This is a genomic window from Nonomuraea glycinis (assembly GCF_035920485.1).
Taxonomy (GTDB): domain Bacteria; phylum Actinomycetota; class Actinomycetes; order Streptosporangiales; family Streptosporangiaceae; genus Nonomuraea; species Nonomuraea glycinis.
Window position 1 is genome coordinate 8,612,716 of the sequence record NZ_CP109166.1, and the last position, 25,046, is coordinate 8,637,761.

The following is a 25,046-nucleotide window of genomic DNA, read 5'->3' on the forward strand; positions in this document are numbered from 1 at the left end:
GTCGGAGGTTGGCGTGCGGTCGTCTCGGTTCGGCCGGGAGTGGCTCGACCGCGGACGGGTCCGTCCGAGGAGCTGTTGGACATCCAGGCCGGCTGGCTTTCCTGGGTGTCAGGACGCCGGTCGATCACCTGTCGGCCGGTACGACGAGACAAGGAGAAGCGGATGACCCTCGCCACTGAAGACGACAAGAAGGCGGCACTGCGGGAGAACCCGGCCGTGGCCGAGGTTCTGGCGCAGTTCGGGGACGGCGCCGAGGCGGTGCTGGACGAGCTGGCGGCGGGACTGAGTGCCGAGCAGATCCAGGCGATCCCCCAGGCGCCCGCCATGCCGTCGGACGCCACGGCCCTGGCCGCACTCAACTGCTGGCAGGCCCGCGCGGTCTACGCGGTCTACCAGCTGTTCGGCATGGCGGTGTGCACCATCGTGGGGGGCTACACCGGCGGGTTGGCCGCCCTCGCGTGCCGGCTGATCAAGGCCGCCGCCGGCAAGGCGATCAACTGGAACTCCCTCTGCTAGCCGATAACGCCTGGCTCCCGTCCGCGCCGCGCCGCGCGGGCGGGAGCTCCCCGGCGAACGCGGCCTTGGGTCCCCAGGGCAGGCGGCTTGTGAACCAGGCCGCGCGCCACTGCCTTCTGGGCGCCGGCCAGGTTCGTCCGGTCAGGCGTGCGCGGCGTCGATCTCCGCGCGGGCAGGCATCGACGTGCTGGCCCCCGGCCGCTGCACCGACAGCGCCGCCGCCGTGGACGCGAACCGCAGCGCCTGCTCGGCGTCGCGGCCCTCGGCGCGGGCCACCGCGAACGCCCCGGCGAAGGTGTCCCCGGCCGCCGTGGTGTCCACCGCCTGGACCTTGACCGCCGGCACCCGGATCCGCTCCCCCGTGCTCGCGCCGTACAGCGCCCCCTCCGACCCGAGCGTGATGACGGCCTCGTCGACGCGCCGCAGCAGCGCGTCCATGGCCGCCTCCGGGGCGGCGGTGCCGGTGATGCCGGCGGCCTCGTGCTCGTTGGGGATCAGCAGGGTGACCGCGTCCAGCAGGCCGTTCGGCAGCGGCTGCGCGGGGGCGGGGGTGAGGATGACGGGGACGCCCGCCTCGCGTGCCGCCCTGGCGGCGGCGATGACGGCCTCCATCGGGAGTTCGAGCTGCAGCAGCAACGCCTGGGAGGCGGCGATGACGGCGCGCTCGTCGCTGGTGGGGGCGCTGATGGTGCCGTTCGCGCCGGGGACCACGATGATCGAGTTGCCGCCGTTGTCGTCCACCACGATGTGCGCGATGCCGCTCACGCCGGGCACCTGGCGCAGCAGGCTCACGTCCACGCCGGCGGCGGCGAGGGTGCCGCGCATCTCGGCGCCGAAGGCGTCCTCGCCCACCGCGCCCAGGAACGTCACCTTCGCGCCCGCTCTGGCGGCGGCGATGGCCTGGTTGGCGCCCTTGCCGCCGGGGATGGTGCGGAACTCGCGCCCGGTGACCGTCTCACCCCGCTGGGGGGCCTTGGAGACGTAGGCCACCAGGTCCATGTTCGCGCTGCCGAAGACCGTGATCATGGATGCATCATCTCCTGGGTACGGCGCGCCAGCTCCTCCAGCCCGATGCCGTCGAAGCCGGTCAGGCTGCTGGCGAGGCTGTCGCGCATGGTCCACTGCCCGGGGACGCCGCCGTTCAGCGCCCCGACGACGGAGCCGACCGTCGCGCCGGCCGAGTCGGTGTCCCAGCCCGCGGCGACCGCGCCGGCGATGGAGGCGGTGAAGTCGCCGCCGCCGTGGATCAGGGCGGCGGCGATCAGGGCGGCGTTGTTGATCGTGTGCACCCAGTGCAGGCCGCCGTGGCGTTCGTGCAGCAGGTCGAGGACCCGTTCGAAGTCAGGCTCCCGGGCCGCGTCCTCGGCCGCCTGCCGTACGGCGAGATGCAGGCGGGAGCGCGGCGGCACCACCGACAGTCCGGCCGCCACCACCTCCTCCACGGAGGTGGCGACCAGCGCGGTGGCGCACATGGCGGCGACGAACATCGCCCCGTAGACGCCGTTCGCGGTGTGGGTGAGCCGGGCGTCGCGCCAGGCGTACTCGGCGGCCGTGCCCGGATCGCCGGGGTTGACCCAGCCGTACACGTCCGCCCTGATCAGCGCGCCGATCCACTCCCTGAACGGGTTGCGGTAGGTGGCCGTCTCCGGTGGCTCGACGCCCGCCAGCAGGTTGCGGTACGCGACCCGCTCGGCGGTGAACGTGCGCCCGGCCGGCAGCTCGTCCAGCCAGAGCTTGGCCACGTCGTCGGTGGTGAAGCCGCGGCCGTGCCGCTCCAGGACGGACAGGGCGAGCAGCGCGTAGTTGAGGTCGTCGTCCTCGGGGATGCCGTCGATGTTCTCGGCGAGGGAGTTGACGGCGCTGCGCCGGTTCCACGGCCAGCGCTCGGCGACCTCGTCCGGCAGGCCCTCGGCGGTGAACCAGCCGCGGATCGGCCAGTTGCCGGTGGCCTCGGCGAGCTCGCGGACGCCTTCGCGCGGCAGCTTCTCCACGGGCTTGCCCAGCACGCAGCCGGCCGAGCGGCCCAGCCAGCCGCCGAGCACGCGGTCGCGGGAGGCGACGTGGCCGGGCCTCGGCTGCGGCCAGCCGGGGCAGGCGGCGATGATGGCGATCAGGTCCGTCGGCTCGTCCAGCGGCGAGTCCATCGCGTCCAGCTCGTCCAGAAGCCGCTCGGCCAGCGGCCGGAGCTTCTGCGCGCCGGGCTCGGAGGCCCCGGCGCGGGGCGGGGCGTCGTGGCCGCCCTCGGCGTGCCAGCGCTCGGCGATCCGGCCGGCGTCCCGGCCGTCCTCGGCCGCCTGGCGGAGCTCGTGCCCCACCAGGTCTTCAGGCTGCACCCAGGTGAGCCGGATCATTCAGGTCTCCAGAAGGTCGGTGAACGCGGCCTCGTGCGCCCGGCGCCGGGCCACGTCGTCGGCGTGCACCCGGCGTGCCACCGCGGCGATCGTCCGGCCCGGCGTGAGCAGGTCGGTGCGGCTGGCCGTGCCCACCTGCTCGACCCACTCCCCCGGCACGGAGGCGAGGCCGCCGAGCGCGCCGGCGATGGCGCCACCCATCGAGGCTATCGAATCGGCGTCCCGGCCGTAGTTCACGCCGCCCAGCACCGTCTCGCGGAAGTCCCCCTTGGCGATCACCAGGAAGCCCAGCGCCAGCGGCAGCTCCTCGATGCTGTGCGTACGACTCGGGCGGCGGGCGCCGAGCCCCTGGTCGCGGTAGGTGTCGGCGACCGTGTCGTAGGGCCGTACGGCGGCGCGCAGGGCGGCGAACGAGCCGTCCCAGTGGCCCAGGCCGCGGGCCGCCTCGCAGACGGACTCGATGGCCGCCCTGGTGCCGTCCCTGGCGAGCCGGAGGCAGGCCGCCACCACGGAGTCGGCGCTGGCGCCCGGCCGCATGGCCTCGGCCACGGCCGCCGCCATCACGCCCGCGGCCTCGCGGCCGTAGCTGGACTGGTGCGCGCCGGTCAGGTCGATGGCCTCGGCGTAGGCGGCGTCGGGGTCGGCGGCGTTCACGATGCCGACCGGCGCGACGTACATGGCCGCGCCGCAGTTGACGATGTTGCCGACGCCGGCCTCGCGGGGGTCGACGTGCCCGTAGTGCAGGCGGGCGACGATCCACTTCTCCGCGAGGAAGATCCGCTGCAGCGGCAGCGCCTCCGCCTCCAGTTCGGGGATCCACTGCCGCTTGCCCATCAGCTCGGGCACCAGGTGCTCGGCCACGGCGTAGGCGTCGAGGTGGCCGCCCGCCTGTTCGTAGACGCGGATCAGCGCGTGCGTCATCAAGGTGTCGTCGGTGATGTGGCCGTCGCCCTTGTGGTAGGGCGCGATGGGGCGGGCGTTGCGCCAGTCCTCGTTGAACGGCGGCACGATGCCCTCCACCAGCCCGCCGTAACGTTCCACGATCTGTTCGGGGGTCCAGCCCTCGGTGGCGCCGCCCAGCGCGTCACCGACCGCCGCCCCCGCCACGCAGCCGATCGCCCTGTCCTCAAGCGGCGTCATGAAAGTCCCTCCGTCAGGTGCATGAGATCCAAGCCTGTCAGTTCGGGCAGACAGCAGCCGGCGAGCGTGCCCGCCGCCGCCCTCCACCCCTCCGGGATGGCCCCGTACCCGCCGCACGCGCCGGTCAGCGCGCCGGTCAGCGCGGGCGCGGAGTCGGCCAGCGCCGCCAGGCAGGCGGCCGCCGGTACGGCCCGGCCGAGCGAGCCCTGCGCCACCTCGGCCAGCGCCAGCGCCACGGGCACCGTCTGCGCGGCGCCCACCCCGTAGCTGTAGACGTGGTCGAGCAGGGCCGCGTCGAGCGCGGGCACCGCGCCGAACGGGTCGCCCGCCGCACGGGCGACCTTCAGCGCCAGCCTCGCGTTGTGCCCGATGGCGGTCTCTTCCGGCAGTACGTCCAGCGCGGCGCCGACCATCCGGGCCGGTGAGCCGGTCGCCACCGCCTCGGCCACGGCCGCCGCGACGGCCAGCGCGCCGAGCACGCCGTCGCCGGAGTTGGTCACCTGGGCGTCCTCGCGCGGGTCCCTGCCGAGTGCGCCGAAGGCGACGGCCCTGATGGCGGCCGCGTCGTCGAAGTGGTGCGGGTTGTCGTGCCCGCTGGCGGGCGGTTCGAGGCCCCTGGCCAGGTTGTCCAGCGCGGTCGCCACCGAGACGCGCGCCCTGATGTCCGTCCGCCCGGCCAGGCTCCTGAACGCCTCCGCCCTCGGGCGGTCGAGGCCGAGCACCGTCCAGGCCAGCCACTCGGCGTCGTCGGACGGGCCGACGGCCAGCGGCCCGACCGGCTGGTTCAGCGCGAACGGCACCGGCAGCGTGGTGACCCGGTGCTCCTCGGCGAACACGTCCAGCTCGCGGTGCAGCCGCCTGCTCCAGGGCGCGTGCAGCGCCGCTCGGTGCCTGCTCGCGGGCCAGCCCGCGGCGTCACCCACGGCGAGCCCGATGAAGGCTCCCGTGATCCTGTCCCCCGACATGATGTCTACAGTCCTTCCGCCGATTCGCCGGCGCGTTCCGGTCCCATCATCGACCCGCCCCTGCCCGACCCGCCATCAACCCGCCCCTGTCCGTCCCCCTGCCGGCGGGCGCCGTCCAGGGCCGACGCCAGTTCGTCGGCGACGTCGAGCACATGTCGGCCCGCGACGGCGGGCAGGCACTTGCCCGTCACCGGTCCGATGCGCGCCGCCCATCGGTCGGGCACGCCTCGCTCGCCCTGTCCGGCTCCGGCGATCGCGCCGGCGATGGCGCCGATGGTGTCGGCGTCCCGGCCCAGGCTCACCCCGAACGTCACCGACGCCTCCACCTCACCCCCGCCGGCCAGGTAGGCCGCCAGCGCCAGCGCCACGGCCTCGGGGGCCACGTCCGTCCAGGGGTAGTGCTTGACCACGACCGCCTCGTGCAGCGCTTCGACGAGGTCCGAAGCCGCTGCCGTCTCGACGGCATCCCCGCCGACGGCCTCGCCACCGCTCTCACGGCCGGCGGCAGCGCCGATGACGTCGCGGATTCGTACGATATTTCTGGCGGTCCAGGAGTCGGCGGGCAGCACCGCGAGCGCGGCCTCGACCACGTCCGGCGGGGGCGCGCCCGTCATGGCGGCGGCCACGGCCCCCGCGACCGCGCGGCCGCCGAGTATGCCCTCCCCCGACTGGCTGACCCGGCCGTCCTCCTCCACGAGCCGGGCCGCCTCACCGGGATCGCCGGGACAGAAGATCCCGTACGGCGCGGCCCGCATCGCCAGCCCGTCGGACCAGCCGTGCTGGTGCACCAGGCCGGTCAGCGGCGGCTCCAGCCCCCGCCGCAGCGCCTGGACGGTGCCGAGCTCGGAGAAGCCCGCCCCGCGCATCGGCCCCTCGGCCAGCGGGACGATCCGCTCCCGGTAGGCGGCGGCCACCAGCGCCGAGGTCAGGCCGTGCCCGTGATCCACCAGCAGGGAGGCGGCGAAGATGGCGTACTCGGTGTCGTCCGTGCCGCCGCCCTCGATCTCGGTGAGCCGCCCCCACCGGCGGCGGATCTCCGCCGGTGAGAGGTTCTCGGCGGGCGCCCCGAGGGCGTCGCCGGCCGCGAGGCCGAGCAGACACCCCCGGGCCCTGTCCCGAAAGATCCCGCCCCGAAGGGTTCTATCCACAGACGTCACCGCTGGTACCGCTCCAGCACCTCGTTGCCGTCCTCGACGAGCTTCTTGGCCACCTCGTCAATGCTGATCTTGTTGGCGAAGTACTCCTGCAGCGCGGGCGTCGCCACCTTGGACTTCCACTCGTCGAAGCCGTTCACCTTGAGGAAGGGCGCGACGACGAGGTTCTTGGCGGAGGCGGTGGCCACGTCCCAGCCGTTCTCCTCGGTGGTGATCGCCGGGTCGGCGGCGGCCTGCTGGGAGGTCGGCAGCAGCCAGTCGCCCTTGGCGAGCTTGGCCTGGTTGGGGCCGTTCAGGAAGAAGGAGATGAACTTGAGCGCCTCGTCCGGGTGCTCGCTGTCAGCGGCGACCGACAGCGTCTGGGAGACGGCGCCCTGCTCGGAGCCGGTGCCCTTGAGCGGCGGCAGCGTCACCCACTCGAAGTCGTCGGGCGCCTGCTCGGCCACCTGCTGACGCAGGTAGACGCCGACGGGCAGCATCGCGTACTTGTCGGCGAAGAAGCCGGGCAGCGGGTCGGCGGTGCCCATGCCGAGCGCCGAGGTGTCGGCGGACTTGTCCTTGTAGAGCTGGTCGTGGATGCGCTGCAGGACCTCCTTCTCCTCCGGGCCGACCTTGACCGTGGTCTTGCCGTCGGCGCCGGTCTGGAAGAAGGTGCCGCCGAAGTTCAGCGCGAGGTTCAGCGTCTTGTTGACCGGGGACTTCATCGGCCAGGCCACGCCGTAGGTGTCGCCCTTGGTGAGCTTCTTGCCGATGGTGGCGAACTCGTCCCACGTCCACGGCTCCGCCGGGGTGGGCATGCGCACCTTGGCGGCGTCCAGCAGCTTCTTGTTGGCGATGATGACCGTCGACTCCTGCAGGAACGGCACGCCGTACACGCCCTGGGCGCCCTTGCCGTCGTCGAAGGTGACGGTGTCCCAGGCGCTCTGCGGGATGTCGCTCTTGAGCTCGGCCGGAACCTTGTCCTTCAGCTCCAGCAGGTAGCCCTTGCTGGCGAAGCCGGACAGCGCCGGGGAGTCGTCGTGGATGACGTCGGGCGCGTCGCCGCCTTCGAAGGAGGTGACGAGCTGGTCGTTGACGTTGTCCCAGCTGCCCTGGACGTAGGTGACCTGGATGTTCGGGTTGGCCTTGTTCCACTCCTCGACCAGTTGCTTGTTGGCCGCGACCGACTCCTTCTGCCAGGCGAGGCTGAGGAAGTCGAGCTTGACGGGCTCGTCAGGGGCGGAGGAGGACCCGCCGTCCCCGCCGCCGCCGCACCCGGCGGCCAGGGCGACGACGACCGCCGCCGCCAACGCGGATTTGATACGCATGAGAGCCTCCTAGCCCTTCACAGCGCCGGCCATCAGGCCAGACCTCAGCCGACGCTGGATGATTGCGAAAAAGATCAGGCTCGGAATCGTCGCCATCAGCGACGCCGCGGCCAGCGGGCCGAGCCTGGAGACCCCCTCGGGGCCGGTGAACCTCACCAGCGTCAGCGGGAGGGTCATCACGTCGGGATCCTTGAGGACCACCAGTGCGAACAGGAACTCGTTCCAGGACGAGATGAACGAGAACAGCAGGGTCGCCACCACGCCGGGCGCGAGCAGCGGCGCCACCACGCTGACGATCGCCCGCATGCGGCCGGCGCCGTCCACCGCCGCCGCCTCCTCCAGCTCGCGCGGCACCGACCGCACGTACCCCTGGAGCATCCACAGCGCGAACGGCAGCGTGAACGTCACATGCACGACCACGAGGCCGACCAGCGTGTTGGTCAGGTCGAGCTGCCGCAGCACCATGAAGAGCGGGATGATGATCAAGATGAACGGGAACACCTGGCTGACCAGCACCCAGCCGAGCGCGACCTGCTTGAGCGTGCCCCGGTAGCGGGCGAGGGCGTAGGAGGCGGGCAGCGCCACGGTGACCGTGAGCAGCGCGCTCGCCAGCGCCACGACCAGGCTCCGCGCGCCCGCGCCGACCAGGTCCTGCTCGCCGAACGCGTCGGCGAAGTTGGCCAGGGTGGGCTCGGCGGGGATCCACGTCGGGTCGAGGCCGGCCATCTCCTGCGGCGTCTTCAGCGACGTGGACAGCAGCCACACCAGCGGAAAGGCCAGGAACACCATGTACGCCAGCAGCGCGACGTACTGGGGGATCCTTCTCATGACGCCTCCCTCAGTTGCCGCCACAGATAGACGCCGAGCAGGGCGAGCACGACGATCACGATGCTGACGCCGAGGGCGGCGGCGTAGCCGAAGAAGCCGTACCGGAACGCCTCCTCGTAGGCGAACAGCATCGGCAGCCTGGTCTGGCCGCCGGGTCCGCCCTGGGTGAGCACGTAGACCAGGCTGAACTGGTTGACGTTCCAGACGAAGTCGAGCGAGGTGATGGTGACGATGATGGGGCGCAGCTGCGGCAGCGTGATGCTCCAGAACTTGCGCCAGGTGCCCGCCCCGTCCATCTCGCCCGCCTCGTACAGCTCCTTGGGGATGGTCTGCAGGCCGGCCAGCAGCACGATCGTGGTCTGCGGCATGCCGCTCCACACGCCCATGACGATGACGGCGGGCAGCGCCCAGGTGAAGTCGGCGAGCCAGTTGATGTCGGTGCCGAGCGTGCTGTTCACGATGCCGGCGTCCGGGTGGTAGACCAGCCGCCACATCAGGCCGATGACCACGGGCGGCATCGCCCACGGCACCACGGTCAGCACCCGGGCGAGCCCGGTGAGCCAGAGCTTCTGGTTCAGCAGCAGCGCCAGCCCGAGCGAGGCGAGGAACTGCAGCACGGTCACCGTCACGGCCCAGATGAGGCCGACCCGCATGGACGCCCAGAAGGTGTCGTCGGCGAGCAGGTCGCCGAAGTTCTCCAGGCCGACGAAGCCGGTGACGTGGTTCTTGCCGGACTCGGCGTCGGTGAACGCCAGCCCGATCCCGTACAGCAGCGGGCCCACGCTGAACAGCAGCACGGGCACGAGCGCGGGCAGCATGAGCACCCACATCTCGCGGTTGCGCCGGGGTCCGCCGGCGCCGCGCGCGTTCCGCGCGGGCGGCGCCGGCTTGGTCGCGGTGGCCGTCACGTCCCGCCCTCCTCCTCGCCCGTCGTGGAGGCACGCACCACGAGACGGGGCGGTACGGTCACCACCCGGGGCTCGCGCTCGCCGTGCTGCAGCCGGTCGAGCAGCAGCTCGGCGGCGGCCTTGCCACGTTCGGCGGAGCCCAGCGAGACGCTGGTGAGCGAGGGCCACGAGGCCGCGGCGAGGTCGGTGTCGTCCATGCCGACCACGGCCACGTCCTGCGGCACCCGTCTGCCCGCGGCGCGCAGCACGTCCAGGGCGCCGAGCGCGATCAGGTCGTTGGCGCACATCAGCGCGTCGAGGTCGGGCACCCGGTCGAGCAGCGCCGCCACGGCCCGGCCGCCTTCGGCGCGGTAGAAGTCGCCGATCTGGACGAGGTTCTCGTCATAGGGCAGACCGCAGGCTTCGAGCGCCTCGATGTAGGCGGCCCCGCGGGCGGCGCCCGGCACGGTGTCGGGCGGGCCGTTGACCATCCCGATCCGGCGGCGGCCGAGGGCGTGCAGGTGGTCGATCGCGAGCTTGACGCCGGTACGGGAGTCGGCGCGCACGTTGTCGACGGGTGTGCCTTCGGGCACCGACCCGATGATCACCACGGGCGCTCTGGCGGTGGCCAGCATCTGCAGGTGCCGGCCGGTGACCCGCAGCGGGCTCATGATCAGCCCGTCCACGTAGCGCTCGCCGAGGCTGTGCAGCACGTCGATCTCGTCGGCGACGACGGCGTCGGTGGAGTGCAGCACGATTCGGTAGCCGGCGGCCTTGAGCACGGGCTGGATCTGGCGCAACATGGCCAGGTAGGCCGGGTTGCCGACGTCGGCCATGGCGAAGGCGACCTGATGGGTGCGGCGGGACTTGAGGGAGCGGGCGACGGCGTTGCGCACATACCCGAGCTCCTCGGCGGCGGCCATCACCTTGCGCACGGTCTCCTGCCTGGTGGGCAGGCCGTTCAGCACTCGGGAGACCGAGGCGATGGAGACGCCGGCGCGCTCGGCGATCGTCGTGATCGTGGGTCCCTCGGCCAAGGCAGTCCTTCCAGGAACGTAAACGATTCCACATTTCTGTAAACGTTTACGGTGTTTTGGGACATGAAACTCTGACCGCACCCCTGGGTCAAGTCACGATCACATAACGCCAGGTCAACGAGGGGGCGGGAACCCCTGAACCGGGATTCGGTCCCGCGCGTCGGCGGGAGGTCCCGGCCAGGATTCGCGCCCCCCGGTCGTCAGTCGCGGGCCGCCACCGGCACGGGCTCCGGCGGCGTGGCGACGCGGTCCAGCGCGCGGATGGCGGGCGCGCCGGTGAGAGCCATGACCGCGGCCAGCACGGCGGGCACGATCAGCGCGATGGGCAGCGACGACGCCTCCGCGACGTACCCCAGCACGGCGGGCCCGACCAGCAGGCCGCTGTAGCCGAACGCGGTCACCAGCGCCAGCGCGCGCCCGACCGGGCCGCCCGCCGCGCCGACGGCGCTGAAGATGACCGGCACCACGGTGGCCAGGCCGATCCCCGCCAGCGCCCAGCCGGTCCAGGCGCACACCACGGCCAGCGAACCCATCAGCGGGGCCGCCAGGACGAGGATGTACCCGCAGGTCGCCAGCAGGCCGGCGAGCTGGATCGTGCGCACCGAGCCGAGCCGGGCCCGGATGGGGTCGCCGAGCAGCCGGATGGTGGTCATGGCCACCGCGAAGACCGTGTAGGCGAGCGGCGCGAGCGCCGGGTCGGTGCCCAGCACCCAGCGGGCGTGCAGCGCGGCCCAGTCGATGGCGGCGCCCTCGGCCAGGTGACCGGCGAACGCGGCCCCGCCGAGCAGCGCGATCAGTCCCCACTTGAGGGAGGTCGCGGATCGGCGCTCCCCGGCGGCCGGGCTCGCCGAGGTGTCGCCGGGCGGGTCCGGCAGCAGCAGCCGCGCCGCCGGCAGGTACAGGAACGGCACCACCACGGCCGCCACCACCAGCAGCGTCTGGGCGTCCAGCCCGGCCCGCAGGACGAGTGCGGTCACCGCGCCACCGGCCGCGCCACCGAGGCTCCACGTGCCGTGGAAAGCCGAGATGATCGGCCGGGCGTAGCGGCGTTCGACCTCGACGGAGTGGGCGTTCATGGCGACCTCGGTCACCCCGAGCCCGAGCCCGAAGACGACGGCCAGCACGGTCAGCACCGCGTAGTTCGGCGCGAGCGCGGGACCGAGCAGGACCACCGCCGAGAACGGCCCGGCGAACCAGCAGACGGCCCGGCTCGACCACCGGTCCACCAGCGGCCCGGCCGCCAGCATGGACACCAGCGCGCCACCGGAGATGAGCAGCAGAACGGTGCCGAGCCGGGCCGGGCCGAGGTCCAGACGGTCGTTCAGCGAGGGCAGCCCGGCCGCCCACAGGCCCATGACCAACCCGCACAGAAAGAAGAAAATAAACACACCAAGTCGGGCACGTTGGGCATTGCCCCATTTTTTGCTCACGGCTAGAGCATAATGAGAAATACGATGATTGCGAACGGGGCACGGACCAGCGGCGAACTGCGCGCGCACAACCGGGTGCGGTTGCTGCGCGCCGTCCACGACTGCGGCGCGACCTGGACCAGGTCCCGCCTCACCCGCGAGCTGGAGCTCGCCAGGGGGACCGCGTCGGTGCTGGTCGGCGGGCTGGTGGAGGACGGGCTCCTGCACGAGGTCCCAGCGCCCGAGCAGGTACGAGGCCGGCCCACGCTGGTGCCGGGACCCCACCCGGACGGCCCGATCGTGCTGGCCGTCGACGTACGCGAGGACGCCTGGGAGCTGGCGGCCTGCGAGCTGGGCGGCCGGATCACCGTCCTGGGCGTCCAGGAGCACGACGGCACGCCGGAGGGCGTGTTCCTGCCGCTGGGCGAGGCGATCCGCGACCACCTGGCGCGCTACGGCACCCGCGTGGTGGGCGTGGGCGTGGCGGTGGCCGGTCCGGTCCGCGCGGGCGACCTGGTGGACATCGCCCACCTGCGCTGGCGCTCAGTGGACGTCCCCGCACTCCTCGCCGTCGATCGTCCGGGATCAGACCGCCCGGGATCGGAACGTCCGGGATCGGACCGCCCGGGATCAGACCGTCCGGGCTTCGTCCGGGTGGGCAATGACACGGCGCTGGCCGGGCTCGCGGAGGCTCGCCGGGGGCTGCTGCGCGACGTCCAGGTGGGGCTGCACCTCCATGTGGACTTCGACCTCGGCGGCGTCCTGATCGTCGACGGCAGGCCGCTGGGCGGGGCGAGCGGCGTAGGCGCCGAGTTCGGCCACATGCCCCTCATCGGCGGTGACGCACCCTGCATGTGCGGGGCCAGCGGCTGCTGGGGCATGGAGGTGGGCGCGAACGCCCTGCTACGGCACATGGGCCTCGCCTACGGCGGCGGCAAGGGCCGAGCCCAGGCCGCCCGCCTCCTCTCCCAGGCGGCGACCGACGATCAGGCGCAGGCGGTCGCGGCCAATGCGCGGGCGCTCGGTAGGGGGATCGCTGCTCTGGTGAACGCGCACGATCCGGAGGTGGTCGTCCTGTCCGGTCTGGCCGCGGATCTGTACGAGCGGGTGGCGCCCGTGCTGACGGGAGCCGTCGAGGACGGCCTGATGACCATCCGCCGCGACCGCCCGCCCTTGATCGCCCCATCGGCCATGCCGTGGCGCGGCTCTCTGCTGGGCGCCATGGAGTCGGTGTTCGACGCCTTCCTGACCCCCGAGGGCCTCGCGACCTGGCTTTCGACACCGAAGTAGGCGCGACACGCCCGAGCGAACAATGTGATTCATACCACGCGCAAGGGCCGAAAGGCCCCATCCTGTACGCGTCCCCCGGCGGCCGTTCGGGACCCGGAGCCGATCTTGCGCAGCCGCCGCACGCGCTGTACGCATGAGGCGTCGGGGCAGCGGCTGGACACCGAAACCCAGGGGGACGTACGTGGATCTCGAGCTCGCGTTACGCATGTGCGAGGCGGCGCTGAAGCAGGCCGCCCGGGAGGGCGCGGTGATCTCCGTGGCCGTGGTCGACTCGGGCGGCCATCTGGTGTCTTTCCAGCGTATGGAGGGTGCGGGCTTCGCGGGAGCCTCCCTGGCGCCGGGCAAGGCCTGCGCCGCGGCGGCCCACCGCAGGCCCACGGCCGAGTTGGCGCCCACGGCCGCCTCGGGGCCGGGCGAACACCTGTCCTGGCATGACCGTTTCGTCTGCGTCGGCGGCGGGATCCCGCTCTGGGCGGACTACGGCGAGACGGAGCGGGTGGCCGGCGGCGTGGGGGTCAGCGGTGGCACCGCCGACCAGGATGTGGCGTGCGCCGAAGCGGCCTCATCGGTGTGGCGGACACGTTGAGCGGCGCTTTTCGCAACAAGAACCGCTGGTATCCGCCATGATTAGCCACTGCACTACGGGTAACAGGAATCCCCGATCGTCAACTCCCCGAGGAGAGAACAGAACATGGCACTTCCCACTCTCACCCCAGAGCAGCGCAAGGCAGCGCTGGAGAAGGCCGCTGAGGCCCGCGCCGCCCGCACCGCTCTGCTGGCCAAGGTCAAGGCCGGCGAGGTCACCTTCTCCCAGCTGCTCGAGCGCGAGGACGACATCGCGAAGAAGATCAAGGTCTCCCAGGCGCTGCGCGCCGTCAAGGGCGTCGGCCCGGCCAAGGCCACCGCGCTGATGGAGGAGGCGGGCGTCGACGAGAAGCGCCGTCTCGGCGGCCTGGGCGCCCAGCAGCGCAAGAAGCTGGTCGAAGCGCTCGGTTGATACCGGGCGGCCAGGTCCGCGCGCAGCGCAGCATCGCGCGGACCGGCCGTTGACGCATCCGGGATGTCAGGCCGGACTGCGGGCCGAGGAGGGGCTGACAGGCGGACCCTGCGCCTGTGAGCGAGCCAGGCTCCGGCCGTACGACCGCGGGCACGCCAGCTACTCCGGTGTGGCCGGGGTAGGCCGGCGGTCGCCGGTCCGGGTCCGCGAGCCCGGCCCACCCGGTGAACGTCAGGGGGACGTTACGACCGCAGATAGGTCAGTACGGCGAGCACCCGGCGATGCTGGTCACTGTCGTCGGCGTACAGGCCGAGCTTGCTGAAGATGCTTCTGATGTGCTTCTCGACGGCCCCGTCGCTGATCACGAGCTGCCTGCCGATGGCGGGATTGGACTTGCCCTCCGCCATCAGGCCGAGCACCTCGCGCTCGCGAGGCGTCAGCAGGGCGAGCGGGTCGTCCCTGCGCCTGCGCACCATCAGCTGTGACACCACCTGTGGATCGAACACGGTCCCCCCGGAGGCGACCCGTCTCAGCCCCTCCATGAACTCGTCCACGTCGACGACGCGGTCCTTGAGCAGGTAGCCCACCGCGCCCCGGGCGTCGGCGAGCAGGTCGTCGGCGTAGGACACCTCGACGTACTGCGACAGGATCAGCACGGGCGCCCCGGCGACCCTGCGCCGCGCCTCGACGGCGGCCCGCAGCCCCTCGTCGGTGAAGGACGGCGGCATCCGCACGTCCACCACCGACACGTCGGGCCGGTGCTCGGCGACCGCCTTGACGAGGCCGTCACCGTCCCCGACGGTCGCGACCACCTCGCAGCCGAACTCTTCGAGCAGCCTGACCAGGCCCTCCCTGATCAGCACCGCGTCATCGGCCACGACTACACGCACGGAACCTCCGCAAAGATCACTGTCGGCCCGCCTTCGGGCGACCGCACCATGAGCTCCCCGTCCACCGCGCGGAGCCGGTCGGCCAGCCCGGCGAGACCGTGTCCCTTGGCGACATGCGCGCCGCCGACCCCATCATCCCCGATGGTGAGCATGAGCACGGCACCGGTGCTGATGAGCTGGATCGTGCAGACCGTGGCCTTGCTGTGCTTGGCGACGTTCGTCAGCGTTTCGGCGACGACGAAGTAGACGGCGTTCTCGATCGCGGCCTCGTACCGTTCGCTGGTCTGCACCTCCAGGTCGACCGGGACCGTGCAGCGGCCGGCGAGGGCGGCGAGTGCGGGGGCCAGGCCGCGGTCGGACAGGATGGGCGGGGCGATGCCGCGCGAGAGGGCGCGCAGCTCGTCGAGCGTCTCGCGGGTGGCGGTGATCGCGGAGCTGATGGTCGCCTGGGCCGCCTGCGGGTCCTTGTTCAGCTGGCGCTGCGCCCTGGACAGCTCCATGGCGAGCGACACCAGGCGCTGCTGGGGGCCGTCGTGGATGTCGCGCTCCAGCTTGCGCAGCGCGTTGGCCTCGGCCGACACGGCGGCGGCCCGCCCTTCGGCCAGGTCGTCGATGCGCGTGTGCAGCTCGGCGACGCCGGTCAGCAGCACCCGGCCGAGCCCGGCCCGCAGCAGCGAGGCGCCGCGCACGGTGAACGGCAGGAGGAACAGGAAGAACAGCCCCACACTGACGTAGAAGATCGCGTTGACCAGGTATCCGGTGCCCAGGCCCAGCAGCTCGGGCAGCTCCACGTTGCCGCGGATACGGGAGGTGACGATCCCGTAGAGCGGGTAGGTCAGCCCGGTCAAGGGGATCGCCCAGGAGACCACGGTGAGGACGAACGCGACGAGCGCGATCGGGAAGTTCACGATGCCGTGCAGCAGGTCGAGCCAGGACTGCCCGCTGGTGAGCGGATTGATCAGCCTGCGGAAGCGTCCCGCGCCCACCGGGGCGGGCTTGTAGCGGGGCCGTACCGGAGGGCGTTTGAGCACGTCCGACAGCCATCCGCGCTCCGCGTCCGCGAAGCCGCGCGCGACCATGAGCGTGCCCGCGAGCACCGGCACGCCGATCCACGCGATCGCGGTGCCCACGCCGGCGGCCAGGCCGACGAGCATGAGGGCGAAGGTGATCACGGTCGTGGGGAACCCCACGAGCGTGTAGCGGGTGTCCAGCAGGACACGCCTCATCAGGGAGCGCATGGCTCACACGCTAGATCCCCCTGGGCACCTTTTCGACCCGGTACACCTACCTCTGAGGGTGAGGCCAGCCCTACCGGGGGTGGTGCCGGGAAGGCGACCGTAAGACGGCGGTCCTCGTCAATGTGCGGAACCGGTCCCGGCGGGAGCCTTGAGTGCACCACTCCCCCACCGAAGCGAGGCCCCCATGACCGTCCTGCTGGAGCGAGCCGCACCCTCGCGCACCGCCGCGCCGGCACGGGGCAGGGACCCGTTCCTCGACCTCCTGCGGGTGCTCGGCATGGCCGCGGTGGTGTTCCAGCACTGGACGATCCCGGTGCTGTCCTTCGACGGCAGCCGGTTGACCACCGGGAACGCGCTGGCGACGCCCGGCCTCTGGGTGGTCACCTGGCTCAGCCAGGTGATGCCGCTGGTGTTCTTCGCGGGCGGCGCGGCCAACGCGATCAGCTTCGGCCGCGCCGCGCACGACGGCCCTCAGTGGCTGGTCGTCCGGCTGCGGCGGCTGGCCTGGCCGCTGCTGCCGCTGGCGGCGGTGTGGATCCCGCTCCCGCACCTGCTGCTCACGCTCGGCGTGCCCGCCCAGCCGCTGGAGGTGGGGGCCAAGCTCACCGGCCAGCTCCTGTGGTTCCTGGCCGTCTATCTGATCGCCGTCGCGGCCACGCCGTACCTGCTGAGCCTGCACGCCCGGTACGGGCCGCGGGTGCCGGTCGCGCTGGCGGCCGGGGCGGTGCTGACGGACGTGCTGCGCTTCTCGACCGGGTTCGAGGCGCTCGGCTACCTGAACGTGGTGTTCGTCTGGCTGGCGGTCCATCAGCTCGGTTTCCTGTACGCCGAGGGGCGGCTCACCCGTGGCGGCCCGGCCCCGTGGTTGATGGCGGCCGGCGGCTTCGGGGCGGCCGCGCTGCTGGTGGCGTTCGGACCCTACCCGGGCAGCATGATCGGCCTGCCGGGGGCCGGGATGTCCAACATGGCGCCGCCCACGCTGGCGATCCTGGCCGTCTCGGTGGGGCAGATCGGGCTGGCGACGCTGCTGCGGCCGTGGCTCCTGCGCCTGCCCATCCACCGCCCGCTGGCCTGGGCCGGGCCGCGGATGATGACGGCGTACCTGTGGCACATGCCGGCCCTGTTCGTGGTGACCGGCGTGGTCGTGATCGGGATGCGCCTGGACACGCCCACGCCCGGCGGCCCCTTCTGGCTCGCCGGCTGGCCGATCTGGCTGACCCTGCTCGGGCTGACGATGTGGCCGCTGCTGAAGGGTTTCGCCCGGTTCGAGGAGCCGCTCGCGCTGCCGTACGGGAAGGCCACCTGGGGCAGCGCGCTGGCCGCGACCGGGCTCGTCGGGGGCGGCGTGCTGGCGCTGACGGTGGCCGGGTTCGCGCCGGGCCTCACCCCGGTGGTGGCGATCCTGGCGATCCTCGGCGGCCTGCTGGTGACGGGCCCGCGCGCCCAGCTGTGAGCGGGGCGGGGAGAATGACCTGCCATGACGCTGATACGCCCCCTCGCGGACGCCGATCTGCCCGCCGTCGCCGCGATCTACGCCCACTATGTGACCGAAAGCGTGGCCACCTTCGACGAGACGCCGCCAGGGCTCGCGCAGTGGCGGTCGAAGGCGGCCACGATCGCCGCGGCGGGCCTGCCGTTCCTGGTGGCCGAGGACGGCGGCGAGGTGCTGGGGTACGCCTACCTCGGTCAATATCGGCCCAAGCCCGCCTACCGGCACACCCTTGAGGACAGCGTCTACCTGGCGCCGGAGGCGACCGGGCGAGGGCTGGGCCGGCTGCTGCTGGGTGAGCTGATCTCCGCCGCCGCAGGGACCGAGGCCCGTCAGCTCGTCGCGGTGATCGCCGACAGCGGTGACCCGGCGTCGGTGAAACTGCACGCGGCCTTCGGGTTCGAGGAGGCGGGCCGGCTGCGGAATGTGGGGTTCAAACACGGCCGGTGGCTGGACACCGTTCTGCTCCAACTCGACTTGAGGCGGTAAGACCGGTCCGACCATGCTGTGAACTTCGGCAGGATAGGTGTGTGAGCCTTCTCATTGACCGCCTGCCCGAAGACATCGATGCCGATCCCGACGCCATCTTCGACGCGTTCGTGTCCTGGAACTCCGAACGGGGGCTCACCCTCTATCCAGCGCAGGAGGAGGCGCTGATCGAGGTGGTGTCCGGCAGCAACCTGATCCTGGCCACGCCGACCGGCTCGGGCAAGAGCCTCGTCGCCCAGGGCGCCCACTTCGCCGCGCTGACCAGGGACATCCGCACCTTCTACAGCGCGCCGATCAAGGCGCTGGTGTCGGAGAAGTTCTTCGACCTGTGCGCGGTCTTCGGCACCGAGAACGTCGGCATGATGACCGGCGACGCGAGCGTCAACCCGGGCGCGCCGATCATCTGCTGCACGGCGGAGATCCTCGCCAACGTGGCGCTGCGCGACGGCGCGGCGGCCGACATCGGCCAGGTGGTGATGGACGAGTTCCACTTCTACGCCGAGCCGGATCGCGGCTGGGCCTGGCAGGTGCCGCTGCTGGAGCTGCCCAACGTGCAGTTCATCCTGATGTCGGCGACGCTGGGCGACGTGTCGATGTTCGAGCGCGACCTGACCCGGCGCACCGGGCGGCCGACCGCGGTGGTCAAGCACGCCGAGCGGCCGGTGCCGCTGGTCTACTCCTACCGGATGACCCCGCTGCACGAGACGCTGGAGGAGATGCTCAGCACCGGGCAGGGGCCCGTCTACGTGGTGCACTTCACCCAGGCGGCCGCGATGGAGCGGGCTCAGTCGCTGATGAGCATCAACATGGCGACGAAGGCGGAGAAGGAGGCCATCTCCGCCATGATCGGACATTTCCGGTTCACCACCGGCTTCGGCCGGGCGCTGTCGCGGCTGGTGCGCCACGGCATCGGCGTGCACCACGCCGGGATGCTGCCCAAATACCGGCGGCTGGTGGAGCGGCTGGCGCAGGCCGGGCTGCTGAAGGTCATCTGCGGCACCGACACCCTCGGGGTGGGCGTCAACGTGCCGATCAGGACGGTGCTGTTCACGGCCCTGTCGAAGTACGACGGCAACAAGGTGCGGCGGCTGCGGGCCCGCGAGTTCCACCAGATCGCCGGCCGGGCCGGGCGGGCCGGTTTCGACACCATCGGCTACGTCGCCTGCCAGGCGCCCGAGCACGACGTCGAGAACGCCAAGGCCCTGGCGAAGATCGGCGACGACCCGAAGCGGCGGCGCGGCTACGCCCGCAAGAAGCCGCCGGAGGGGTTCGTCGGCTGGAGCGAGGAGACGTTCGAGAAGCTGCAGAACGCCGAGCCCGAGCCGCTCAACTCCCGGTTCAAGGTGAGCAACGCCATGCTGCTGGCGGTGATCAACCGGCCGGGCGACTGCTTCCAGGCGATGAAGCACCTGCTGACCGACAACCACGAGGACCGCAAGTGGCAGCGGCGGCACATCAGCCAGGCCATCGCCATCTACCGCTCGCTGCTGGCCGGCGGCGTGGTCGAGCAGCTCGCCGAGCCCGACGACCAGGGCCGGCGGGCCAGGCTGACGATCGACCTCCAGGACGACTTCGCGCTCAACCAGGCGCTGTCCACGTTCGCGCTGGCCGCCTTCGAGCTGCTCGACCGCGACTCGCCGTCGTACGCGCTGGACCTCGTCTCGATCGTGGAGTCCATCCTGGACGACCCGCGCCAGATCCTGTCGGCCCAGCTCAAGCGGGCCAAGGGCGAGGCCGTCGCGGAGATGAAGGCCGACGGCATCGAGTACGAGGAGCGCATGGAGGCGCTCGCCGAGATCATGTACCCGATGCCGCTGGAGAGCCTGCTGCTCGGCGCGTACGAGACCTACCGGCAGGGGCATCCGTGGGTGGGCGACTACACGGTCAGCCCCAAGTCGGTGGTGCGTGACATGTACGAGCGGGCGATGACGTTCGGGGAGTACATCCAGTTCTACGAGTTGTCCAGGTCCGAGGGCACGGTGCTGCGCTATCTGGCCGACGCCTACCGCACGCTGTCGCGTACCATCCCCGAGCATCTCAAGACCGAGGACCTGGTCGACCTCATCGAGTGGCTCGGCGAGCTGGTCCGCCAGGTCGACTCCAGCCTGATCGACGAGTGGGAGAAGCTGGCCAACCCGGACGAGGCGCTGGAGCAGCGCCAGGCGCTGGAGACGAAGGTCCGCCCGGTCACCGGCAACGCGCGGGCGTTCCGGGTGCTGGTGCGCAACGCGATGTTCCGGCTGGTGGAGCTCTGCTCGCTGGAGAAGGAGCGGGAGCTGGCCGAGCTGGCGCCGGACGTCGACTGGGGCGCGGCGCTGGACGCCTACTACGACGAGCACGAGGAGATCCTCACCGACGCCGACGCGCGCGGGCCCGCGCTGCTGCGCATCGCGGAGGAGAGCGGCCTGTGGAAGGTCCGCCAGACGATCAAGGATCCGGCGGGCGACGGCGACTGGGGCATCGACGCGCAAGTCGACCTGGCCGCTTCCGACGAGGAGGGGCGCGCGGTCGTCCACGTGATCGGGCTCAACAGGCTCTGAAAAAAGATCAGCGTGCGCCGGAACGGACTGGCAAGGGCGCCCCGGCACACGCTTGTTCCTCAAGTGTCGCGCCGGAAAGGTCGGCGTAGCGTCATGACAGTGTCTCAAGATCGAGACATTTGCCGCGCAGTCAGATCAGCAGGCGGCGATGCGGCAGATCTTCGCCAGCATCCGCCTGGTGTCCTTGGTCTGCTGGGTGAAGTCGGCCTTGGCCGGCTTGCTCCACTCGCCGCCCACGGTGTAGATCAGCAGCGCGTTGCCGCGGCGGGTGACGAGGCCGCGCTCGCCACCGATGGCGACCTTCCGGCCCCGGTAGGCCTGGCCGGTGACGGCCAGCGCCCCGTCACCGAGGCGTACGGCGCTGCTGGAGTAGCGGTAGCCGGAGGAGCCGCACGCGCGCACCGCCCTGTGCAGGTCGCCCAGCGCCTTCTTGGCCGCCGAGCGGGAGGAGTAGAGGATGACCTGCTCGGACTTGGAGTAGTCGGGCACGGCGGTGTAGACGAGGGTCCTGGCCGCCTTGCGTCCCGGCTGGGCGAGCTTGGCCTTGTCGCAGGGGTTGAGCACCAGCTTGGCGTTCTTCTTGGCGTTCACCCGCCAGCTGTGCTCCGGGTTGTCGTCCTTCTTGGCCGCGGCCTTGTCGTACAGCATGAAGCCGTTGGGGATGCCGACGGTGGCCGAGACGGCCAGGGCGGCGGATAACAGCAGAGTTGTGACCATGGTTGAGAATGACATGGATCGCCGTCAGCGGGCTCGGTAGTCGCGGGGCGGTAGGCCGTACGCACGTCTGAAGGTGCGGCTGAAGTGGAACGGGCTGACGAAGCCGGACGCAGCGGCGACCTGCCCGATGTCCAGGTCCGTCGCGTCCAGGAGGGTGGCCGCGTGCCGCATCCGGGCCTCGCGCAGCGCCCGCATCGGGGTCCGGCCCGTCTCGGCGGTGAACAGGTGCGCGAAGCGGGACGGGGACAGCGCCACGGCCCTCGCCAGGGACTCGACCGAGTGCGGCGCGCCCGGCTCGGCGGCGATGAGCGCGAGCGCGCGGCGGATCCGGGCGTCCCCGCTTTCCCCACCTGGGCGGGCCGAGGCGGTGACCAGCACCAGCACCTCCTCGACCGCCCCGAGCACGAGCTCCCGCGCCGCCGCGGACCCGGCGATGGCGGTGACCGGCGGCCCTCCGGTCACGGCGGGCGGACCGTGCTCCCCGGCCGAGGGCGGGTTGTGCTCCGACGCCGAGGGTGGATCGCCGTCCTGCGCCCCGGACCGGCCGTTCTGCAGCGCTGAGGGAGGTAGCCAGCGGGCGTCGCGGAGTGCGCGTACGAAGGCGTGGTCGATGCGCTCGTGCAGGGCCGGTGCGACGCCCGCCACCCGGTGGCAGCCGGGAGCGGCGGCGTGCGGCGCCAGCCACCCCGGCCACGACGGACGCGGCTGGAAGTGCACCCACCAGAACCGCCACCGCGCGGCTCCCGGCGCCACCCGGTAGTGGTGCGCCGCCCCCGACCCCAGCACCACGAGGTCGCCGGGCGCCGCCAGGAACGACACCCCCGACTGCTCGACGTGCCCCGCCCCCGCCTGCGTCCACATCAGCAGCCAGCTCGGCGCCCCCGACGCCCGGCGGGTGACGTAGCCGGAAGGCTGGTCGTAGTGGCCTACGATGGTCAACTCGGCAGCAGGAACAGGCATGTTCTCAGCGGTCACCGTCATACCCTCGCACGCGCCCCCCGCCTAGCGTGAACGCCATGAGACTCGACGACTTCAACGACCAGGGCCATGTCCTCGTCCCCGGGATGCTGTCGCCCGACGAGGTGGCCGGGCTGCGCGAGGAGTTCATGGCGCTGCACGCCGGAGGGCCCATCCCCGGCCACTTCTCCCCCGAGCCGCAGGAGCCCGGCAGGCCGTACGACATCCTGCGCGACTACCCGCGCGTCATGCACCCGCACCAGGTGAACGCTCTGGCCTTGCGCTACCTGCTCGACGCCCGGTTCGGCGCGGTGCTCGAAGAGCTGCTCGGCGAGGAGCCGCTAGCAGCCCAGAGCATGTTCTACTTCAAGCCGCCGGGAGCCAGGGGGCAGGCGCTGCACCAGGACAACTTCTACCTGCGGGTCGAGCCGGGGACCTGTGTGGCGGCGTGGGTGGCGCTGGATCGGGTGGACCGGGCGAACGGCGGCCTGGAGGTGGTGCCGGGCACGCACCGGATGGACCTGTTCTGCCCGGAGGAGGCCGATCCGGGCGTCTCCTTCACCAGGGACTTCGTCCCGCCGCCGCCCGGCCTGCCCAGGGTGCCGATCGACATGGAGCCGGGCGACGTGCTGTTCTTCAACGGCAGCCTGGTGCACGGCTCGGAGCCGAACACCACGGCCGACCGGTTCCGGCGCAGCTTCATCTGCCACTACGTCGGCCGCTCGGCCGAGCGCATCTCCGGCTATTACCGCACCCTCACCATGTCCGGCGCCCCGGCCCCCCTGGAGACCGCCACCGGCGGTGGCCCCTGCGGCGTGGAGATCACCGGCCCGCACTGACCGCCGGCGGCGTGGAGGCCGCCTGCCCGCACTGCCTGCCGGCGGCTTGGAGGCTGCCTGCCCCGCACTAACCGCCGGAAATGTCGGACTCGGCGTCCTGCGGCACGTCGCAGTCCCACTGGTCGTCCAGCCAGCCGTCGGGCAGGTAAACCTTGGACCGCTCGCCGGACTTGCCGCGCGGGGTGTCGGTGTTGGGCGGCCACGGCTGGTCGTGCTCCAGCCTGGCCAGGCTCTCGCGCAGCCCGTCGAGCGTCTCGGCGGTGCCCAGCGCGCGGCGCAGCTCGGAGCCGACCGTGAACCCCTTGAGATACCACCCGACGTGCTTACGGAAGTCCGTCACCGCGTAACGCTCGAGGTCGAAGCAGTCGGTGAGCCCCTCGGCGTGCCTGGCCATCACCGCGGCCACCTCGCCGAGCGTCGGCCGGGCCCGCTCGGGGCTGCCGTCGAACGCGTTCGCCAGGTCCTTGAACAGCCACGGCCGCCCCAGGCAGCCCCGGCCCACGACGACGCCGTCGCACCCCGTGGCGGCCACCATGCGCAGGGCGTCGTCGGCGCTCCAGATGTCACCGTTGCCCAGCACGGGGACCTCGGGCACCGCCTCCTTGAGCCGCGCGATCGCGTCCCAGTCGGCCACCCCGCCGTAATGCTGCCGCGCCGTACGGGCGTGCAGGGCGATCGCCGCGACCCCCTCCTCGACCGCGATGCGGCCCGCGTCGAGATAGGTGAGGTGGTCCTCGTCGATGCCCTTGCGCATCTTCATCGTCACGGGCAGCGGGCCCGCGTTCGCGACGGCCGCGCGCAGGATCCGCCGCAGCAGATTGCGCTTGTACGGCAGCGCGGAGCCGCCACCCCGCTTGGTCACCTTGGGCACCGGGCAGCCGAAGTTGAGGTCGATGTGGTCGGCCAGGTCCTCCTCGACGATCATCTTGACCGCGCGGCCCACCGTGTCCGGGTCCACTCCGTACAGCTGGATGCTCCTGGGCGACTCCGACCCGGCGAACCTGACCATCCGCAGCGTCCGCGGATTGCGCTCCACCAGGGCGCGCGTCGTGATCATCTCGCACACGAACAACCCCGCGCCCTGCTCCCGGCAGAGCGCCCTGAACGGCGCGTTCGTGATGCCCGCCATCGGCGCCAGCACCACGGGCGGCCACACCTCGATCGGCCCTATCTTCACCCCGTCAGTTGTAGCGCAGGTCGAGCCGTGAGCGGTATTCGCCGGATAGTGTGTGAACCGGCATCTCGCTCGGGGAGGGATGGATGCTTCTACGCGTGCGCATCACGCTGCCCGACAAGCCCGGCTCGCTGGCCCAGATCACCAGGGTCCTCGGCGCCGCCGGCACCGACATCACCCAGGTCACGGTCCTCGAACGAGGCGCCGGCCGGGCGGTGGACGACCTCACGGTGCACTGTCCCGACGAGGCGTCCAAACAAGCGCTGCTCGACGGCCTGGCGGGCGTGCCCGAGGTGACGGTCGAAGGCGTCTGGAGCACCCGTGAGGCCCCCGGCACCTACCCCGAGTTGGAGATACTCAAATACATCACCACCGCGGGCGACCGGGCGCTGAAGACGCTCGTCGACTCGCTGCCGGTGCTGTTCAGCGCCGACTGGGCGGCCACCGCGACCGAGCGCGACGTCGTCTACGCGAGCTGGCGCGCCCCGAAGCAGGTGGCGCCGCCCGAGCCGGTCCCGCCCCGCCCGACGGCCCGCACACTCGAAGGCGGCCTGCACGTCATCCACGCCCCGCTGCCGCCGCTCGCCCTCTCCCTCCTGCTGGCCCGGAGCGAGGGCCCCGCCTTCCACCGCATCGAGGTGCACCGCCTCACCCGCATCCTGGAGATCTTCCTCGCCCTGCCCGCGACCGAGCGAAGTGTCGCCCGCCGCCTGAAGTGAGCATCCGGTCGCGGAACCCGCTAGAGTTAATGGGCAACGCGGAAGTGGCTCAGTGGTAGAGCATCACCTTGCCAAGGTGAGGGTCGCGGGTTCGAATCCCGTCTTCCGCTCTA

The 25,046-nt window shown here is 71.9% G+C and carries 24 protein-coding genes and 1 tRNA gene; 10 read left to right on the top strand and 15 right to left on the bottom strand.

The features are described from left to right. The first annotated feature begins 162 nt into the window (after nt 1–162). A complete protein-coding gene (locus OHA68_RS40560; RefSeq protein WP_189143506.1) occupies nt 163–516 on the top strand; it encodes a hypothetical protein in 354 nt (117 codons plus the stop codon). 141 nt (nt 517–657) lie between these two features. Here OHA68_RS40560 and rbsK read toward each other — a convergent pair whose 3' ends face one another. The 10 genes from rbsK to OHA68_RS40610 form a co-directional block, all read right to left on the bottom strand. Next, a complete protein-coding gene (gene rbsK / locus OHA68_RS40565) occupies nt 658–1,542 on the bottom strand; it encodes a ribokinase (RefSeq protein WP_327104974.1) in 885 nt (294 codons plus the stop codon). Next, a complete protein-coding gene (locus OHA68_RS40570) occupies nt 1,539–2,867 on the bottom strand; it encodes an ADP-ribosylglycohydrolase family protein (protein ID WP_189143504.1) in 1,329 nt (442 codons plus the stop codon). The genes rbsK and OHA68_RS40570 overlap by 4 nt, the downstream gene beginning before the upstream one ends. Next, the gene (locus OHA68_RS40575) at nt 2,868–4,007 is read right to left on the bottom strand and encodes an ADP-ribosylglycohydrolase family protein (RefSeq protein ID WP_327104975.1); all 1,140 of its coding nucleotides are present in this window, start codon (nt 4,005–4,007) and stop codon (nt 2,868–2,870) included. After that, nucleotides 4,004–4,972 (bottom strand): ADP-ribosylglycohydrolase family protein, encoded by a 969-nt coding sequence (locus tag OHA68_RS40580; RefSeq protein ID WP_327104976.1) that lies wholly within the window; start codon nt 4,970–4,972, stop codon nt 4,004–4,006. Before OHA68_RS40580 ends, OHA68_RS40575 begins: the two co-directional genes overlap by 4 nt. 5 nt (nt 4,973–4,977) lie before the next feature. Then, nucleotides 4,978–6,120, bottom strand: a complete 1,143-nt coding sequence (locus OHA68_RS40585) for an ADP-ribosylglycohydrolase family protein (protein ID WP_327104977.1) — start codon at nt 6,118–6,120, stop codon at nt 4,978–4,980. Nucleotides 6,121–6,125: 5 nt separating this feature from the next. Further along, nucleotides 6,126–7,433, bottom strand: a complete 1,308-nt coding sequence (locus OHA68_RS40590) for an ABC transporter substrate-binding protein (RefSeq protein WP_327104978.1) — start codon at nt 7,431–7,433, stop codon at nt 6,126–6,128. 9 nt (nt 7,434–7,442) lie between these two features. Further along, nucleotides 7,443–8,261 carry a carbohydrate ABC transporter permease gene (locus OHA68_RS40595; protein ID WP_327104979.1) on the bottom strand — a complete coding sequence of 273 codons (819 nt, stop codon included), beginning with the start codon at nt 8,259–8,261 and terminating at the stop codon, nt 7,443–7,445. Beyond that, a complete protein-coding gene (locus OHA68_RS40600; RefSeq protein ID WP_225277588.1) occupies nt 8,258–9,169 on the bottom strand; it encodes a carbohydrate ABC transporter permease in 912 nt (303 codons plus the stop codon). The genes OHA68_RS40595 and OHA68_RS40600 overlap by 4 nt, the downstream gene beginning before the upstream one ends. Beyond that, the gene (locus tag OHA68_RS40605; RefSeq protein ID WP_189143498.1) at nt 9,166–10,185 is read right to left on the bottom strand and encodes a LacI family DNA-binding transcriptional regulator; all 1,020 of its coding nucleotides are present in this window, start codon (nt 10,183–10,185) and stop codon (nt 9,166–9,168) included. The genes OHA68_RS40600 and OHA68_RS40605 overlap by 4 nt, the downstream gene beginning before the upstream one ends. A 200-nt stretch (nt 10,186–10,385) precedes the next feature. After that, the gene (locus tag OHA68_RS40610; protein ID WP_327104980.1) at nt 10,386–11,714 is read right to left on the bottom strand and encodes an MFS transporter; all 1,329 of its coding nucleotides are present in this window, start codon (nt 11,712–11,714) and stop codon (nt 10,386–10,388) included. Between OHA68_RS40610 and OHA68_RS40615 the strand changes: the two genes are divergently transcribed. From OHA68_RS40615 to mihF, 3 genes are all read left to right on the top strand, one after another. After that, nucleotides 11,640–12,884, top strand: a complete 1,245-nt coding sequence (locus tag OHA68_RS40615; protein WP_327104981.1) for an ROK family protein — start codon at nt 11,640–11,642, stop codon at nt 12,882–12,884. The two genes, OHA68_RS40610 and OHA68_RS40615, sit on opposite strands and share 75 nt — an antisense overlap. Nucleotides 12,885–13,065: 181 nt before the next feature. Continuing rightward, on the top strand, nt 13,066–13,470 hold the full coding sequence (locus OHA68_RS40620) for a GlcG/HbpS family heme-binding protein (RefSeq protein WP_327104982.1): 405 nt from the start codon (nt 13,066–13,068) through the stop codon (nt 13,468–13,470). Nucleotides 13,471–13,575: 105 nt separating this feature from the next. Continuing rightward, on the top strand, nt 13,576–13,881 hold the full coding sequence (gene mihF / locus OHA68_RS40625; RefSeq protein WP_189143494.1) for an integration host factor, actinobacterial type: 306 nt from the start codon (nt 13,576–13,578) through the stop codon (nt 13,879–13,881). Nucleotides 13,882–14,123: 242 nt separating this feature from the next. On the opposite strand, the gene OHA68_RS40630 is transcribed toward mihF, so the two are convergent. Both OHA68_RS40630 and OHA68_RS40635 read right to left on the bottom strand, forming a co-directional pair. Then, nucleotides 14,124–14,771, bottom strand: coding sequence for a response regulator transcription factor (locus tag OHA68_RS40630; protein WP_327104983.1), 648 nt, complete (start codon nt 14,769–14,771; stop codon nt 14,124–14,126). After that, complete coding sequence (locus OHA68_RS40635; protein WP_327104984.1) at nt 14,762–16,009, bottom strand: sensor histidine kinase; 1,248 nt, start codon at nt 16,007–16,009, stop codon at nt 14,762–14,764. The genes OHA68_RS40630 and OHA68_RS40635 overlap by 10 nt, the downstream gene beginning before the upstream one ends. Before the next feature lie 184 nt (nt 16,010–16,193). On the opposite strand from OHA68_RS40635, the gene OHA68_RS40640 reads away from it, so the two are divergent. Genes OHA68_RS40640 through OHA68_RS40650 form a run of 3 tightly spaced genes read left to right on the top strand, consistent with a single transcriptional unit; the run spans nt 16,194 to nt 20,527 of the window. Next, nucleotides 16,194–17,462 carry an acyltransferase family protein gene (locus OHA68_RS40640; protein WP_327104985.1) on the top strand — a complete coding sequence of 423 codons (1,269 nt, stop codon included), beginning with the start codon at nt 16,194–16,196 and terminating at the stop codon, nt 17,460–17,462. A gap of 24 nt (nt 17,463–17,486) precedes the next feature. Next, nucleotides 17,487–17,987 carry a GNAT family N-acetyltransferase gene (locus OHA68_RS40645; protein WP_327104987.1) on the top strand — a complete coding sequence of 167 codons (501 nt, stop codon included), beginning with the start codon at nt 17,487–17,489 and terminating at the stop codon, nt 17,985–17,987. Between the two features lie 41 nt (nt 17,988–18,028). Beyond that, nucleotides 18,029–20,527: a DEAD/DEAH box helicase gene (locus OHA68_RS40650; protein WP_327104988.1), complete on the top strand. Its 2,499-nt coding sequence runs from the start codon at nt 18,029–18,031 to the stop codon at nt 20,525–20,527. Nucleotides 20,528–20,662: 135 nt separating this feature from the next. Here the strand turns inward: OHA68_RS40650 and OHA68_RS40655 are convergent, their stop codons facing one another. Then, on the bottom strand, nt 20,663–21,244 hold the full coding sequence (locus OHA68_RS40655) for a hypothetical protein (RefSeq protein WP_327104989.1): 582 nt from the start codon (nt 21,242–21,244) through the stop codon (nt 20,663–20,665). Between the two features lie 24 nt (nt 21,245–21,268). After that, nucleotides 21,269–22,183, bottom strand: a complete 915-nt coding sequence (locus tag OHA68_RS40660; protein ID WP_327104990.1) for a helix-turn-helix domain-containing protein — start codon at nt 22,181–22,183, stop codon at nt 21,269–21,271. A 77-nt stretch (nt 22,184–22,260) separates the two neighbouring features. Between OHA68_RS40660 and OHA68_RS40665 the strand changes: the two genes are divergently transcribed. Further along, complete coding sequence (locus OHA68_RS40665) at nt 22,261–23,040, top strand: phytanoyl-CoA dioxygenase family protein (RefSeq protein WP_189143487.1); 780 nt, start codon at nt 22,261–22,263, stop codon at nt 23,038–23,040. A gap of 67 nt (nt 23,041–23,107) precedes the next feature. On the opposite strand, the gene dusB is transcribed toward OHA68_RS40665, so the two are convergent. Continuing rightward, nucleotides 23,108–24,217, bottom strand: a complete 1,110-nt coding sequence (dusB, locus tag OHA68_RS40670) for a tRNA dihydrouridine synthase DusB (RefSeq protein ID WP_327104991.1) — start codon at nt 24,215–24,217, stop codon at nt 23,108–23,110. An 83-nt stretch (nt 24,218–24,300) separates the two neighbouring features. On the opposite strand from dusB, the gene OHA68_RS40675 reads away from it, so the two are divergent. Beyond that, nucleotides 24,301–24,933 (top strand): ACT domain-containing protein, encoded by a 633-nt coding sequence (locus OHA68_RS40675; RefSeq protein ID WP_189143486.1) that lies wholly within the window; start codon nt 24,301–24,303, stop codon nt 24,931–24,933. A 38-nt stretch (nt 24,934–24,971) separates the two neighbouring features. Further along, nucleotides 24,972–25,043: transfer RNA gene (locus tag OHA68_RS40680), tRNA-Gly, on the top strand. Nucleotides 25,044–25,046: the final 3 nt, after the last annotated feature.

Bases quoted from the DNA above. Each gene is read 5' to 3' on its own strand.
- OHA68_RS40665 (WP_189143487.1), top strand. From the start codon at position 22,261: ATGAGACTCGACGACTTCAACGACCAGGGCCATGTCCTCGTCCCCGGG.
- OHA68_RS40675 (WP_189143486.1), top strand. From the start codon at position 24,301: ATGCTTCTACGCGTGCGCATCACGCTGCCCGACAAGCCCGGCTCGCTG.
- OHA68_RS40645 (WP_327104987.1), top strand. From the start codon at position 17,487: ATGACGCTGATACGCCCCCTCGCGGACGCCGATCTGCCCGCCGTCGCC.
- OHA68_RS40635 (WP_327104984.1), bottom strand. From the start codon at position 16,009: ATGCGCTCCCTGATGAGGCGTGTCCTGCTGGACACCCGCTACACGCTC.
- OHA68_RS40615 (WP_327104981.1), top strand. From the start codon at position 11,640: ATGATTGCGAACGGGGCACGGACCAGCGGCGAACTGCGCGCGCACAAC.
- OHA68_RS40590 (WP_327104978.1), bottom strand. From the start codon at position 7,433: ATGCGTATCAAATCCGCGTTGGCGGCGGCGGTCGTCGTCGCCCTGGCC.
- OHA68_RS40575 (WP_327104975.1), bottom strand. From the start codon at position 4,007: ATGACGCCGCTTGAGGACAGGGCGATCGGCTGCGTGGCGGGGGCGGCG.
- OHA68_RS40570 (WP_189143504.1), bottom strand. From the start codon at position 2,867: ATGATCCGGCTCACCTGGGTGCAGCCTGAAGACCTGGTGGGGCACGAG.
- mihF (WP_189143494.1), top strand. From the start codon at position 13,576: ATGGCACTTCCCACTCTCACCCCAGAGCAGCGCAAGGCAGCGCTGGAG.
- OHA68_RS40560 (WP_189143506.1), top strand. From the start codon at position 163: ATGACCCTCGCCACTGAAGACGACAAGAAGGCGGCACTGCGGGAGAAC.
- OHA68_RS40655 (WP_327104989.1), bottom strand. From the start codon at position 21,244: ATGGTCACAACTCTGCTGTTATCCGCCGCCCTGGCCGTCTCGGCCACC.
- OHA68_RS40640 (WP_327104985.1), top strand. From the start codon at position 16,194: ATGACCGTCCTGCTGGAGCGAGCCGCACCCTCGCGCACCGCCGCGCCG.
- OHA68_RS40580 (WP_327104976.1), bottom strand. From the start codon at position 4,972: ATGTCGGGGGACAGGATCACGGGAGCCTTCATCGGGCTCGCCGTGGGT.
- rbsK (WP_327104974.1), bottom strand. From the start codon at position 1,542: ATGATCACGGTCTTCGGCAGCGCGAACATGGACCTGGTGGCCTACGTC.
- OHA68_RS40595 (WP_327104979.1), bottom strand. From the start codon at position 8,261: ATGAGAAGGATCCCCCAGTACGTCGCGCTGCTGGCGTACATGGTGTTC.